This is a genomic window from Chryseobacterium gwangjuense (genome assembly GCF_021311115.1).
Lineage (GTDB): Bacteria > Bacteroidota > Bacteroidia > Flavobacteriales > Weeksellaceae > Chryseobacterium > Chryseobacterium gwangjuense.
In genome coordinates this window covers 385172-399614 of the sequence record NZ_JAJTNP010000002.1, presented here as the reverse complement: position 1 = coordinate 399614, position 14443 = coordinate 385172, and the positions used below count along the sequence as shown (strand labels likewise).

The 14443-nt window shown below is 34.6% G+C and carries 16 protein-coding genes and 2 tRNA genes; 6 read left to right on the top strand and 12 right to left on the bottom strand.

Going from position 1 to position 14443, the window contains the following annotated elements; translation table 11 throughout:
* Positions 1 to 80: 80 nt before the first annotated feature.
* Positions 81 to 710, bottom strand: a complete 630-nt coding sequence (locus LV842_RS05295; RefSeq protein ID WP_233110415.1) for an endonuclease III domain-containing protein — start codon at positions 708 to 710, stop codon at positions 81 to 83.
* Between the two features lie 33 nt (positions 711 to 743).
* On the opposite strand from LV842_RS05295, the gene bcp reads away from it, so the two are divergent.
* On the top strand, positions 744 to 1193 hold the full coding sequence (gene bcp / locus LV842_RS05290; protein WP_233110414.1) for a thioredoxin-dependent thiol peroxidase: 450 nt from the start codon (positions 744 to 746) through the stop codon (positions 1191 to 1193).
* A 112-nt stretch (positions 1194 to 1305) separates the two neighbouring features.
* Positions 1306 to 1683, top strand: coding sequence for a hypothetical protein (locus LV842_RS05285; protein WP_233110413.1), 378 nt, complete (start codon positions 1306 to 1308; stop codon positions 1681 to 1683).
* 10 nt (positions 1684 to 1693) lie between these two features.
* On the opposite strand, the gene LV842_RS05280 is transcribed toward LV842_RS05285, so the two are convergent.
* The 5 genes from LV842_RS05280 to LV842_RS05260 are packed head-to-tail and all read right to left on the bottom strand — an operon-like array spanning position 1694 to position 5923.
* Positions 1694 to 2236, bottom strand: coding sequence for a GNAT family N-acetyltransferase (locus LV842_RS05280; RefSeq protein WP_233110412.1), 543 nt, complete (start codon positions 2234 to 2236; stop codon positions 1694 to 1696).
* Positions 2196 to 2867: a hypothetical protein gene (locus tag LV842_RS05275; protein WP_233110411.1), complete on the bottom strand. Its 672-nt coding sequence runs from the start codon at positions 2865 to 2867 to the stop codon at positions 2196 to 2198. The genes LV842_RS05280 and LV842_RS05275 overlap by 41 nt, the downstream gene beginning before the upstream one ends.
* Positions 2868 to 2902: 35 nt before the next feature.
* The gene (locus tag LV842_RS05270; RefSeq protein ID WP_233110410.1) at positions 2903 to 3982 is read right to left on the bottom strand and encodes a mannose-1-phosphate guanylyltransferase; all 1080 of its coding nucleotides are present in this window, start codon (positions 3980 to 3982) and stop codon (positions 2903 to 2905) included.
* Positions 3983 to 3984: 2 nt separating this feature from the next.
* Entirely contained in the window at positions 3985 to 4575 is a 591-nt protein-coding gene (locus LV842_RS05265; protein ID WP_233110409.1) for a SprT-like domain-containing protein, read from the bottom strand.
* Position 4576: 1 nt separating this feature from the next.
* Positions 4577 to 5923 carry a TolC family protein gene (locus LV842_RS05260; protein WP_233110408.1) on the bottom strand — a complete coding sequence of 449 codons (1347 nt, stop codon included), beginning with the start codon at positions 5921 to 5923 and terminating at the stop codon, positions 4577 to 4579.
* A 99-nt stretch (positions 5924 to 6022) separates the two neighbouring features.
* On the opposite strand from LV842_RS05260, the gene LV842_RS05255 reads away from it, so the two are divergent.
* From LV842_RS05255 to LV842_RS05245, 3 genes are all read left to right on the top strand, one after another.
* Positions 6023 to 7267, top strand: a complete 1245-nt coding sequence (locus tag LV842_RS05255; RefSeq protein WP_233110407.1) for a bifunctional folylpolyglutamate synthase/dihydrofolate synthase — start codon at positions 6023 to 6025, stop codon at positions 7265 to 7267.
* 42 nt (positions 7268 to 7309) lie between these two features.
* A tRNA-Val gene (locus tag LV842_RS05250) sits at positions 7310 to 7384 on the top strand.
* A 33-nt stretch (positions 7385 to 7417) separates the two neighbouring features.
* A tRNA-Val gene (locus LV842_RS05245) sits at positions 7418 to 7492 on the top strand.
* A gap of 165 nt (positions 7493 to 7657) precedes the next feature.
* On the opposite strand, the gene LV842_RS05240 is transcribed toward LV842_RS05245, so the two are convergent.
* The 6 genes from LV842_RS05240 to LV842_RS05215 form a co-directional block, all read right to left on the bottom strand.
* Positions 7658 to 7822 carry a hypothetical protein gene (locus tag LV842_RS05240; RefSeq protein ID WP_233110406.1) on the bottom strand — a complete coding sequence of 55 codons (165 nt, stop codon included), beginning with the start codon at positions 7820 to 7822 and terminating at the stop codon, positions 7658 to 7660.
* A 101-nt stretch (positions 7823 to 7923) separates the two neighbouring features.
* Positions 7924 to 8823, bottom strand: coding sequence for a glycosyltransferase family 2 protein (locus LV842_RS05235; protein WP_233110405.1), 900 nt, complete (start codon positions 8821 to 8823; stop codon positions 7924 to 7926).
* Between the two features lie 4 nt (positions 8824 to 8827).
* A complete protein-coding gene (locus tag LV842_RS05230) occupies positions 8828 to 9793 on the bottom strand; it encodes a glycosyltransferase family 9 protein (protein ID WP_233110404.1) in 966 nt (321 codons plus the stop codon).
* Between the two features lie 2 nt (positions 9794 to 9795).
* A complete protein-coding gene (locus LV842_RS05225; RefSeq protein WP_233110403.1) occupies positions 9796 to 10215 on the bottom strand; it encodes a SufE family protein in 420 nt (139 codons plus the stop codon).
* Positions 10216 to 10311: 96 nt separating this feature from the next.
* Positions 10312 to 11415: a glycosyltransferase gene (locus LV842_RS05220; protein WP_233110402.1), complete on the bottom strand. Its 1104-nt coding sequence runs from the start codon at positions 11413 to 11415 to the stop codon at positions 10312 to 10314.
* Complete coding sequence (locus tag LV842_RS05215) at positions 11415 to 11639, bottom strand: uroporphyrinogen decarboxylase (RefSeq protein ID WP_100377502.1); 225 nt, start codon at positions 11637 to 11639, stop codon at positions 11415 to 11417. Before LV842_RS05215 ends, LV842_RS05220 begins: the two co-directional genes overlap by 1 nt.
* A 151-nt stretch (positions 11640 to 11790) precedes the next feature.
* Here LV842_RS05215 and LV842_RS05210 point away from each other — a divergent pair, with 151 nt between their 5' ends.
* Positions 11791 to 14325 (top strand): ATP-dependent Clp protease ATP-binding subunit, encoded by a 2535-nt coding sequence (locus LV842_RS05210; protein ID WP_233110401.1) that lies wholly within the window; start codon positions 11791 to 11793, stop codon positions 14323 to 14325.
* The last annotated feature ends 118 nt before the right edge of the window (positions 14326 to 14443 follow it).

Here is a 14443-nt window from a genome sequence, read left to right as displayed (position 1 = left end):
ATACTGAATTAACCACCCCGTCAAAAATTCTTTGAATTTTCGCCACCCCTCCAGAGGAGGGGAATGTTGCGGCGTTCAAATTATTTTTCTTTTTCTTCAAACATCATTTTGGTAATAAAGTCTTTATCTCCCTTTCCTCTTGCCGGAGAATATTCTCTTCCGTAAAAAATGATCTGAAGGTGCAATTTATTCCAAACCTCTTCTTTCCAGATATTTTTAGCGTCTTTTTCCGTTTCTACTACGTTTTTTCCGGATGTGAGCTTCCATTGTGTCATCAATCTATGAATGTGCGTATCGACAGGAAAAGCAGGAAAACCGAAGCCCTGACTCATCACTACCGAAGCTGTTTTATGACCAACTCCCGGAAGAGCTTCTAATTCCTCGTAAGTTTGGGGTACTACTCCATTATGTCTTTCCAATAGAAGTTCTGCCATTCTTTTCAGGTTTTTGGCTTTTGTATTGGCCAATCCGATTTCTTTGATCAGTTCTTTAATTTCAAATACTTCTAGTTTTGCCATTCTTTGAGGGGTTCCTGCCACTGCAAAAAGATCAGGAGTTACCTGATTTACTTTTTTATCGGTCGTTTGTGCAGACAATGCCACCGCAACCATCAGTGTATAAGCATCGGTATGATCCAACGGAATAGGAACTTGTGGATATAGTTTTTCTAATTCTAGCTGAACAAGCTCTGCTCTTTGCTTTTTTGTCATTTAACTATTAAATTTGAACAAAATTAAATCATTATGCTGAAAGTTGGAGATAAATTACCACAATTTGAAGGAACAAATCAAGACGGAGAAACGGTACAATCGGAAAAACTAATTGGAAAAAAATTAGTTATTTTCTTTTATCCTCAGGCAAATACTCCAACCTGTACCGTAGAAGCCTGTAATTTGAGTGATAATTACTCACAATTGGAAAAAGCCGGATTTCAATTATTAGGTATAAGCGGAGATTCTGTAAAAAAACAGAAAAATTTTCACAATAAATTTGCCTTCCCATATGACCTTATTGCTGATGAAAACCGCAATATCATTGAAAAATTCGGGGTTTGGCAGGAGAAAAAAACCTTTGGAAAAACGTATATGGGAATTGTAAGAACGACCTTTATTTTTGATGAACAGGGTGTTTGTACGAGAGTCATTGAGAAAGTGACCTCAAAAACTGCGGCTGATCAGATTTTAGAGGGATAGTTTAAATAAAATTTTATGTATGCTAATCAAAAATCTTATCATTTTTTTATCAATCTTCTTTTGCAGCTATTTAAGTTCGCAAGAGTTTAATGATGAGATTTTTGTTTACAAATTGAAATTTGAGAAAAATTTAAAGAAAACGAAAAGTCTAAAGTATCAAACGATTCATGGTCATTCAAAATCCGAAATTCTCCACAATAATTTTGAAAAAGACTTAATAAAATTCGGTTATATAAGAGTTGATAATCAAAAAAAGCAACAAATTTTTGAAAAAATCACTTCTTTGAAAGAAGGTAGAAACAACTACGAAACCGCTTGTTTACAAACTTACCGGGATATTTTAATTTACAAAAATCAGAATGGTAAAATCTTAAAAATAATTAAAATTTGTACATCCTGTTATTCAAATCAAATCCTTACATCAGAAAGCGAATCTGAATTATTAATGAATTTTGCGGATTATGATTCCTTGCAGGAATTATTGAAGTAAGTTAAGCTCTTTATTCTGTCTCATAATACCTCAACTCCTCATCTTCCCCCGGAAGAACTACATGTTTCCGGAACGTTAAACCCAGTTTTTCGATTAATTTTTGGGAAGAAAAATTGTCTTTTGACGTAATTGCAGAGATCTTTTTTAGCCCAAAATCATCCATTGCTATGGATTTTACTTTTAAAGCTGCTTCATAAGCGTACCCTTTCCCTTCAAATTCATCTAATAGAGAAAATCCAATATCTACAACATCCAAACCTTCTCTTTCGAAAACTCCTACTCCCCCAATTTTGTGATTTCCTTCTTTTGTCAGTACTAAATAATTTCCATAACCCAGTCTTTCAAACTGTGGAAGAAACTTCTCTTTGATATAGTTTTCTGCATCAGCAACCGTTTTTATATGACGATCTCCGATGAATTGAATGAACTTGGGTCTGTTGTAAAGGTCAAAAATGAATTCTCCGTCCTCCAAAGACATTGGACGAATAAGTAAACGTTCTGTTTCGTAGAAATTATCTTCGTTTTGTGGATGAATTTGATTTTTTAGGCTCATCTTTTGGAGGTTCTTTTTTTTCTATTTTTAAAAGCCTTGGATTATTTTTACATTTTTTATTATAAAGTTCTATATAAGTTCCATCATCTTTTATGTTGGTAACTTCACCCGTAGCTTTGTTCACCGTTATATTAAAATGCTTTTTCTGGTAAGGACATTCTTTTGAGGTAAGTTTTCCCACTTCCAGATAATAGTTTTTAGCATCTTCTGCATAATTCCCCGCCAAATCATTAAACTCTTCATCTACAAAGTATTCTTCGGCAGTGAGCATAATTGCGGCTTCTTCGGCATTATCTATTTTGCCTATAAATTTTTTAAGACCGGGAAGATCTGTTATGTATTCTATTTTCCCTCCCAAAGAAGAAACAATATAAAAGAATCCGTTTTCGTCGGGAAATAAATTAAATCCTGAAGACTGTGGAACATAATCTTTTTTCGCTCCTACTATTCTGATCTCCTGATTTTTACCATAATTAATATGCGCTAAAATCCAGAAATCTGTTCGCTGATTGGGAATAATACTTTGTAAAATATTAGAATAGCCTGTAAAATGCTTTTTCTCCTGAGAATAAATACTTATCCCCAAAAACAAAAAAGATACTATTCCAAGTTTTAAAATTAATTTTATCATAGCTAAATAAGCCGGCACAAATTATGCCATTCTGGTTACATAAACCGCTCTCCTTTTTTGAAATTTTTAAGATCTAAAACGTAATCTTTGATCAGCTGATCATGATCTCTGGGACAAATAAGAAGTACTTTATCCGTATCAACAACAATATAATCCTTTAATCCGTCTATCACCACCACCTTGTTATTTTTAGCATGAATGATATTTCCTTCTGCATTATACGTTAAAAGATGTTTTTGATTGACAGAGTTTTGATTTTTGTCTTTCTCTGTGTTTTCATATACCGAAGTCCATGTTCCTAAATCACTCCAGCCCAGATCTGCCGGAATAACATATACATTCTTTGCTTTCTCCAAAATCCCGTTATCAATAGATATTTTCTGAACCTTTGGATAAATAAGCTCTATACAACTTTGCTCATTCCCTGCATTGTAATCACACGCCATAAACTGCTGTGTCATATCCGGAAGGTACATTTCGAAAGCATGCTGAATGCTTTTTACATTCCAGATGAAAATCCCAGCATTCCAAAGGAAATCTCCACTCTCCAAAAAGCTTTGTGCAATTTCCAAAATAGGTTTTTCCGTAAATGTTTTTACCTTGAAATACTCTGCATTTTTCTTTTCTACAAACTGAATATATCCGTATCCGGTATCTGGTCTTGTAGGGGTAATTCCTAATGTTACCAAATACTCATTTTCAGACGCCAAATTAAAAGCTAATTCTAATTTCTGTAAAAAAACATCTTCTTTAAGAATTAAGTGATCGGCAGGCAAAACCACCATTGTGGCATCAGGATTTTTCTCAGAGATTTTATTGGCCATATAAAGATTACAGGCCGCCGTATTTTTCATTAACGGTTCTCCCACAATATTTTCTTCCGGAATCTCAGGCAATTGCTGATGAGATAGTCCTACATATTCTTTATTAGTGATTACAAATATATTCTCTGCAGGAATCATCTTACTGATTCTGTCATAGGTCTGCTGAATCATTGTTCTTCCCGTTCCTAAAATATCCTGAAACTGCTTCGGGAATTTTTGTGTGCTCAATGGCCAGAATCTGCTTCCTATTCCTCCTGCCATTATCACACAGTATTTATCTGACTGTAACATGTTTACATACATTTTTCTACCCTGGCCAAAGGTTTGAAAGAATACTTCCTTCCGGTAACCAGATTCTTACAAAGATAGTTTTTTTTAATCAGTCCTTCCTGAAGGTATTTTTGATTTTGATAAACAAAAAAATCTCCTTTTTCTATTTCTTCGATATAGCAAACATTATCCTCCGTATTTCCTGCATGAAAAAATTTCACCAAATCCGGACTCGCCATAAAATTAGCCTTTGGAGACCTTGAAAACTTAGTAATAATAGGTTTTAGTTCATCTTCATACACCTCAATACTTTCCAGAAGCATTTCTCTGAAAGTAGCCTTCCATTCATTTCCATGAGGAGAAATCCTTCTTCCGAACTTTTCAAAAGCAATAAGATGCGCCAACTCATGAGTAAGCACAAAGAAAAAAAGCTGCGGAGATAATGTTGAATTTATTGTTATTTCATGGGAGCTATCCGGTAATCTCCGGTAGTCTCCCAACTTGGAACTCCGTTCTCTGGTAATTTTTATATGAATATAATAATCCGAGAACCATTTCTTCAAATAAGCACGTGTATTTTGAGGTAAATATTTTTCTAATGACTGAATTGACATTCTACAAACTTAATGGAATTCCCGCATAGAAATTCAATAATTTTAAGCTGAAAAGATAATTATATTTTGCCTGTGCTACAGAACCTTGTGCGTTTGCATAATTATTTCTGGCAACATTCAGTTCAAAAATAGTCGTTCTTCCCGCAGTATAGCTTTTTTCAGCAAAGTCCATAGAAAGTTTTGAGCTTTTCTCTGCTTCCACCGCCGATAAATAAACTTCGTAATTCGCATCAGCATCAAACTGTGCTTTCTGAACATTTTGTCTTACCGCTTGTTTTTGTTGCTCAAATGAGTTCTTGGCAACACTTTCGTTAATTTTTGACTGCTCTACCTGAAGTTTTGTAATCCCTTTATTAAAAATCGGAATATTAACAGAAATACTAGCTTGCTGGCCAAAGTTGTCTTTATACTGGCCAAAAAAATCTCGTTCGTAAACAATGTTTCTTGACTCATCTATTCCTGTGATATCCGTATTAAGAAGGTTGTTATAGAAAGATCCGATTCCTGCACTTGCCGTTACTGTAGGCCAGAAAGCCGTTTTTGAAACTTCAGTCTGAGCCTCTGCAGACTTTATTCTGCTTTCTGCTGCTTTTATCTGAGGCTGAGATTCATAAGCCGTTGCCAAAACCTCATTTACTGATTTTAATTCCGGAGTCAATTGACCGGGAACACTTACATCCTCAACATCAAAGTTTTTATAATCCGGCAATTGTAAAAGCTGAGCCAAAGCGAATTGACTTCTTCCTACATTAATTTCAGCTGTTTTAAGGTTTTGTTTTTCTCTTGCCAATGCTGCTTCAGCTTCCGCTAAAACAGTTTGCGCAGTTGTCCCTACCGATGTCGTTATTTTCGCCTTCTCATATTGCTTTTTAGCATTCGCAACTGTGCTTTCAGATATTTTTACAATTTCCTTATTTAGCAATGTCGTTAAATACTGCTGTGCAATTTGTAATGAAATGTCGTTCTTAATGGTTTCTACATCATATAAGCTTGCTTCCAGATCATACTGGTTTTTTCTGACTGTTTTATCAAGCCTTCCGTTGTTGTATACCAAAACCTCAGCTCCTAGGTTTGCACTGTTTCGAAAGACATCATTTCTTAAACTTCCCGTTCCGAAAGAAGTCTGTCCAAAACTAACCGTATTTCCTATACTTCCGGAAACAGAAGGAAGATAATTTTTTTTGGCAATTTTTAGGTTGGCTTCCTGAGTTTGTTTCGAGTATTCATTTTGTATTACCTGCAGATTATTTTTTACAGCATAATCTACACACTCCCTCAATGACCATCTTTTCTGAGACTTTAGTCCCAGACAACTCAATCCTAAGATAATTACCAAAACTTTTTTCATAATTCAGCTTTTTTTCACATTAGACGCGAAGATGTAAAAAAAGTTACAATTAAAAAAAATTAATGTCCCTTTTTAAAAAACTTTTGAGAATTTTGTATCATGACAAATGAACAATACCAAGAGGCTGTAGAGTGGCTTTTCGTACAAGCTCCCAATTATCAGATCGATGGGCAAAAAGCATACAAGCCCGGACTGGACAATATCATAAGACTTTGCGAATTTTTTGGAAATCCTCAGGAAAAAATAAAATGCATTCATATTGGTGGAACGAACGGAAAAGGATCTTCAAGCAATATGTTGGCATCAGTTTTACAAGAATCAGGCTATAAAGTGGGTTTATACAACTCTCCACATCTTATCGATTTTACAGAAAGAATAAAGGTAAATGGTGAAAATTGTAACAAAGAATTTGTCTTTCAATTTATTCAAAAATTAAAAAATCTTCCGGAAGATATCCGTCCTTCGTTTTTTGAGTTTACAACCATCATGGCTTTTGAATATTTTTTTCAGCAGGAGGTAGATTTTGCAATTATTGAAGTGGGCTTGGGAGGAAGACTGGATTCAACAAATATTATTCAACCTTTGGTTTCTGCGATCACCAATGTTCAGTTGGATCATCAAAATATTTTAGGAGATACCATTGAAGAAATTGCGGGTGAAAAAGCCGGAATTATAAAAACTCATATTCCGATTATTTCCGGAGACGAAAATGACTCAGTTAAAAACATCATTAAAAGCAAAGCAGAGAAAGAAAATGCCCCTTTTATTGATGCCACTCTATTAAAAACAGATTTAAAATCTGACTTAAAAGGAAGTTATCAGGAAAAAAACATTAAAGTGGTCATCGGTTTAATTGAAGAATTAAGAAAATTAAATTTCACCATTTCTGATGAAAACATCGAAAAAGGACTTCTAAGTGTTCATCAGAATACAGGTTTCATCGGTCGTTGGTTTGAGTTTTCAAAAAAACCACTGACAATTTGTGATACAGGACACAATCAGGCCGGTTTGGAGTATGTTTTTGCTCAGTTAAATTCTATTGATAAGCATAAACATATTGTTTTGGGGTTCGTCAATGACAAAAAAATTGATGAAGTCATGAAAATTTTACCGGAAAATTCTGAGTTTTATTTTGCCAAACCATCCATTCATCGAGGAAGACACCCCGAAGATTATGAAGATTTGTTGATCGAGGCAAAAATTTCTTATAAAATTTTTAATTCTGTACAGGAAGCGTATCTTTCTGCAAAAGAACGATGTACAAACGAAGAAATGATTTTTATCGGCGGAAGTAACTTTGTAGTGGGAGAATTTTTAGAAAAAAATTTGGAGATTTCTAAATAAGTCGTATATTTGCACCACTCTAAACGAGGAAACAAGTACAGAGGGTTCTTAGCTCAGTTGGTTCAGAGCATCTGGTTTACACCCAGAGGGTCGGGGGTTCGAATCCCTCAGGACCCACAGAAAAGGAAACGAAACCTTTCAAAAAAATTCGGGTTCTTAGCTCAGTTGGTTCAGAGCATCTGGTTTACACCCAGAGGGTCGGGGGTTCGAATCCCTCAGGACCCACAAAAATCTCTCAGATTTCTGGGAGATTTTTTTATTTTACATACATTTTTCTTTATTTAGACTTCTTCAAAGCTAGAAAATTCATCTCAATCAATTACGGAAGCTTATTTTGAAGTATCTTATAAGACATTACACCTTCTCTATTCCCTTAGAAGAAAAAAGCAATTATTTGTTCTGTCCAGGCGCATAAGGCTTAGCAGATTTAGAACCTGTTACTTTTTTTACCTGTCCAGGAGGAAGACCGTGATTTCCATTAGATTTTACTGCTACACAAGAGGTAAAAAACAACGCCAACAAAACCATCACTCCTATTTTTTTTAGTGTTTTCATTATTTTATTTTTAATTAAAATATAAAAAAATTATGCCAATTCACTTTTTAAATTGGATATCAATGATAATCGAATAATTTTTAGGAATAAATTAGCTAGAGTTAACCCATTTTTTTTAATAACAACCCTAATTTATAGAGGTCCAGATACCTCAGGCTTACATTGCCTTTTAAGAGCGTTTTTTTAAGACCTGCTTCTTTTATTTGAAAAAGTTTCATAAAAACTGTTTTAAGGGGAGTTTTTTCAATTTGGTTAAATACCCTTACTAATTTTACTTCTTCAAGTTTTGATCTTAATTTCGTGTTTTTAAGCATCTTTGCCAGACTTTCCACTGACTCCTCTACTTTTCCTACATATATTGAATTTTCCTCCAGATCATTATTGAAAATTGCATTATCAATATGATCAACCATTATACCTTTCTCCTTTAATTCCATTGCAAAAAGAAGATCTTCATAGCCATATTTTTGAAATTCAGAATTAAAAGGAACCTCCTGAAGAACTTTTCTTTTTATGATAAAATTATTGGTTTGAAAACATAAATAAGGCTTTTCCTGTCGTTGATTAACATTTAGGTTTTCTCTTTCTACGGCAAATTTCCATCGAAGGTAATGAGAATCATCTGGTGAAGAATCAGCAACTTTCCGTCCTCCATAAACCACACCTATCTTTGGATTATTCGTTATAAACTGAATATATTTTAGCAGAAAAGTATTTGAAATCACTTTCCCGTCACAATCCAAAAACAGAAGATAATCACCTTCAGCAAAATCTAAAAACAAGTTCCTGATCCTTGTTCTGCCTATATTGTTTTCAAGAAAAACGAATTTTTGTACCTCATCTTGAAGCCCAGCATTCATGATTTTAAAACTTTCATCTGAAGCGTCATCAATAAGAATAATTTCTGCCTCTATCCTATTCTTTTCAATTTCGTTCTTTAAATCAAAAACAAGCTCTCTTACATCAAAATTATAAACAGGAATACAGATAGAAAGCTTCATCAGATTAAATTTTTTCGACGATTTTTTGAACATCAAGCTCTTCCAGACACGCCCAATCTCCCCGATAGCATTCTTTATCTCCAAAAACGGAACAAGGTCTGCAAGTTAAATCCTCTATCTGAACAACATCATCTTCGCTCTGCCCAAATCCTAAAAATCCTGCATAAGGATGCGTTGCTCCCCAAATAGAAACACATCGCGTCCCCATTAAACTTGCCAAATGCATATTCGCAGAGTCCATAGAAATCATCAATTCCAGCTCAGAAATCTTATTTAATTCCTCTGCAAGGCTCAACTTTCCTGATAAACTATAGGTATTTGGAATTTCCCGCTCCCATTTTTCTAAAGTTTCGGTTTCTTTTTTTCCTCCGCCAAAAAAGTAAACTTTCTTTTTTTGAGCTAAAATCCTTACCAGTTCGTAAGATTTTTCCAGCGGAAGCATTTTACCCTGATGTTGAGCAAAAGGAGCAAAACCAATACCTGATTTATTGTTTGAACCGGGTCTTAACTGATGAGATAGGGTTACCTTAAAACCCATTTCACGGAAAACATCGGCATAACGTTCGACTGTCTTTTTTAACTGAACTTTATTCAGGTTCCAGATGTCTGTCAGACGTTCTTTTTCTTCTTTTCCTTTATCAATTTTAAAGACTTTTAAGCCTTTTCTTCTGTATATTTTATCCAGAATTTTCGTTCTGATAACATCATGAAGATTGGCCACCAAATCCGGCTTAAATTCTTCAATTAATTCATTCGCCAGTCTATTTAACCCAAAAAAACCTTTATAATCATCCAGATTAATTCCTTTGAATATAATATTCGGAATATCGGCAAATAAACTTTCAAAATTCTTTCGCGAAACCATCACAATCTCCACGTCCGGATTCTGTTCTAAAAACTCACGAAAAACCGGTGCTGTCATCGCAACATCACCAAAAGCAGAAAAACGATATGCTAAAATTCTTGTCACAACTATGATTTCAACTGATAGGCAACCGCGTAAAATTTAATCTGCTTTGTCATAGCCATCAATCCGTTAGCTCTGGAAGGAGATAGAAACTCCTGTAATCCGATTTCAGAAATAAATTCAAAATCAGAATCTAAAATTTCCTGTGTAGAATGACCGCTGTAAATGCTTACCAAAAGAGAAACAATTCCTTTTGGTAAAATACCGTCGGAATCAGCATTAAAAAATAATTTTCCATCTTTAAATTCGGCATCGATCCAGACTTTACTTTGGCAACCTTTGATCAGATTTTCATCAACTTTCTTGCCTTCCGAAAGCCCCTTAAGCTCTTTCCCAAGATCGATGATGTACTCATATTTTTGCTCCCAATCGTCAAGAAACGCAAATTCGTCGATAATTTCCTGCTGTTTTTCCTTAATGGTCATTTCTATACTTTCTTTATGCAAAGATACTAAATTTTAGTTTTTTTTAATTTTATGTTAAATTTAGAAGAGCGTAAATTCAGCCTTTTTCTAATGAAGTCAAAAACTTTGAGAGGCCTTTTTAAAAACATCTAGCAATTTTACTTCCTCATTTTCCCAACAAAGAATATCGGCTGCTCTTTCAAGTTCCGGTTGATAATTCTCTCTGCCTTTATTTAAAATCGTCTGAATTGCTTTGGCAATATTTTCAGGTTGATGATCTTTTATCATTTCTCCAATATCAAATTGGCTTTTAATTTTTTGCATTTCCGGGAGCCCCGACAAAATTAAAGGAACTCTAGCCTGAATACAATCCAAAACTTTATTCGGAAGGGAATAATAATAGCTTTCTCCCCCATTCTCTTCGATACTCATTCCGCAATCTGCAGTCAAAGTAATTTTTCGTAAATCATCAGGATGTAATTTCCCTAAAAACTGAACTTTATGCTGAAGACCTTGTTTAATTACCAATTCTTCATATTCAGCTTTTCTCGGTCCGTCTCCAGCAATTTTAAAAATAACATGGTTTAAATGATGCATGGCTAAAATTGCCTTATCAATTCCACGAAAAGGATTAATTGCCCCTTGATACAAAATAATTTTCGGGTTATTTTCAGGGATTTGAAAATTGAAATCTACTTTTCTAGGTGCATTTTGAACAACAATAGCCTCAATTCCGTATCGGGTTTTAAACCAATCGGCATAGCCGGAACTCGCCGTAATCATAAATTTTATGTTCGGAACGACAGATTTTTCAAGATAACGCCACAATTTTTGTGACATTTTGCCCTGAATTGCCGGCATTTCTGAAAAAATTTCATGACTGTCAAAAACCAAAGGAATATTCAGTTTTTTTGCGATTAAATAATTCGGAAGCAAAGCATCCAGATCATTCGCATGAAGAATGGTATTTTTATCTGCTTTTTGTTTTAATTCCTGATATAATTTCCAGTTGAATTCGAAATAAGCGGTTTTTAAACTCTTAGAAAGTAATTTAATTCTCGAAAAAGGATATGGTCGCTGCATTTTTTCAGCCCCATTCCAGTCATTTCCGATCAATTCAAGATCATAACTGTTTTCATATAACGTTCTACAAACCTTTTCTATACGCTGATCCGTATATAAATTACTAAATGCAGAAGTAATTATTTTCTTTCTGCCCATCACTTCTTTTTATCCGTCAAAAGATGGTAAATTTGTATAAAACAAATAAGTCCGTTGGGGATAATTACCGGCCAAAGCATTCCGCTGAAGATCCCATAAATGACAAAACAGATACAGCCAATCATATTCACAATCCTGATTTTTCTTATATCTTTCAATATGAAACTCAGTACGATAAAAAGTGAAGCGGAATATCCGATATAAGTAGCAATTTCGGGAATCATGAGAAAATTTTTAAGAAGATAAACTTAATCATTTTCAATAAGATAATAAAATTTTTTCTGCCATAAAGTCATTTATTGATTTTTGGTAAAATATTTGTAATTTAGATAATGAATAATTGGCAACGCTGCCATTATTCTAATGAGATATATTATGGATTATAAGTTTTCACAAGGTTTGAGCCAGGTGTTCAAACAAAGCAAAAGCGAAGCTAAAAGGCTGAAAAGTGAATTTCTTAATACAGAACATCTACTTTTAGGTATTATAAAAACGGAAAACTCTGCAAAAGAAATCCTTCAAAACCTTAATGCGGATTTAACACAAATCAGAAGAAAAATTGAAACTCTAAATACAGCAAGTCTTAATCCTATTTCTGAAGAGGTTACCAATATTTCTTTCACCAAAATGGCGGATCACGCTATTAAACGTGCGGAGTTAGAATGCAGACAATACAAAAGCAATGAGATTAATACCGTTCATTTGCTTTTAGGCATTCTTTATAAATATGAAGATCCTACTTCAAATATTTTAGGCGCTTACGATATCGACTATGAAGGCGTTTCAAGAGAATATCAAACAATGCTTAAAAACTCAGGACAGGCACCACAAATGAGTGCTTATGACGATGATGATGAAAGAGAGGAATTTGAGCAAATGAGAAAGCCTACAGGAAATTTAGGTTCTGCTAAAAGTAAAACTCCTACGTTGGATAACTTTGGTAGAGACTTAACTTCTTTGGCAAGAGACGGAAAATTGGATCCTGTAATTGGTCGTGAGAAAGAAATTGAGAGAGTTTCTCAAATCTTATCCCGTAGAAAGAAAAACAATCCGCTTCTTATTGGAGAGCCGGGAGTTGGTAAATCTGCGATTGCGGAAGGTCTGGCTTTAAGAATTCAACAGAAAAAAGTGTCGAGAGTTCTTTACGGAAAACGTGTGATTACTTTGGATTTGGCAAGTTTAGTTGCCGGAACCAAATACCGTGGTCAGTTTGAAGAAAGAATGAAGGCCATTATGACCGAGCTGGAAAAAAACAGAGATGTCATCTTATTCATTGATGAGCTTCATACTATTGTTGGTGCAGGAAGCTCAACAGGAAGCTTAGATGCATCCAATATGTTTAAACCTGCTTTGGCTAGAGGTGAAATTCAATGCATCGGAGCAACCACTTTAGATGAATACCGTCAATATATTGAAAAAGATGGTGCTTTAGAAAGAAGATTCCAGAAAGTAATGGTGGAACCGACTTCTATTGATGAAACCGTTCAGATCTTGAATCAGATTAAAGATAAGTATGAAGAACACCACAATGTAATTTATACTCCGGAAGCGATTTTAGCGTGTGTCAATTTGACATCAAGATATATTACAGACCGTTTCTTACCGGACAAAGCAATCGATGCGATGGACGAAGCCGGATCTCGTGTTTATATCAAAAACATGAAAGTTCCTACCGAGATTATTGATTTTGAAAAGAAAATCGAAGATATCAAGGAATTAAAACAAAAAGCGGTAAAAGCTCAGGATTATCTTGAGGCAAGAAAGTTGAAAGATGAAGAAGAAAGACTTCAGATGGAACTGAATGCTGCCCAGGACAAATGGGACAAAGACGTTAAGGAAAAGAAAGAAACCGTAACTGAAGAAAATGTAGCGGAAGTGGTTTCTATGATGAGTGGTGTTCCGGTAACGAAAGTGGGCAAAAATGAGCTTGATAAGCTGGCTCATATGGATGAAAAACTGAACGGAAAAGTAATCGGTCAGGAAGACGCTGTGAAAAAAGTTGTGAAAGCAATTCAAAGAAACAGAGCCGGTCTTAAAGATCCGAACCGTCCAATCGGTACATTCATTTTCTTAGGAACAACCGGAGTTGGTAAAACGGAACTGGCTAAGGTAATGGCAAGAGAACTTTTCGAATCTGATGAATCTTTAATCAGAATCGATATGAGTGAATACATGGAAAAATTCGCAGTTTCTAGATTGGTTGGAGCTCCTCCGGGATACGTTGGATACGAAGAAGGCGGACAATTAACGGAAGCCGTAAGAAGAAAACCTTATGCTGTGGTTCTTTTGGATGAGATTGAAAAAGCTCACCCTGATGTATTCAATATCTTGTTACAAATCTTAGACGAAGGTCACGTTACAGATAGTTTAGGTAGAAAAATTGATTTTAGAAATACCATCATCATCCTTACTTCAAACATCGGAACAAGAGATCTTAAAGATTTCGGAGACGGTGTAGGATTCGGAACTTCTGCTAAAAAAACAAGTTCTGATACAAGAGCAAGAAGCACGATCGAAAATGCCCTTAAAAAAGCATTTGCTCCTGAATTCCTTAACAGAATTGATGACATTGTGATCTTCAACTCTCTTGAGCAGACTGATATCAAGAAAATTATTGATCTTGAACTTGGTAAATTGTATAGCAGATTAGAAAAATTAGGTTATAAAGTTGAGTTAACTGATGAAGCGAAAGACTTTATATCTGAAAAAGGATGGGATAAAGACTTCGGTGCAAGACCATTGAAACGAGCTATCCAAAAGTATATTGAAGATTTATTGGCAGAAATGCTGGTAAACAAACAATTAAACGAAGGAGAAACTATTGTTTTGGATGTTAACGAAGCAAAAGACGGTTTAATCGGGAAAACATCAAAATCGAAAAAATCGGCTGAGAAGTCTTCACAATCGTAAATAAATAATTTAATCATAACGAAAAAGCATCGGGAAAATTTCCGATGCTTTTTTATTTTAAATGTATAATCTTTACGTTTTTAACGCAAAGGTTTATTGAAATTTAGATATTATTTAA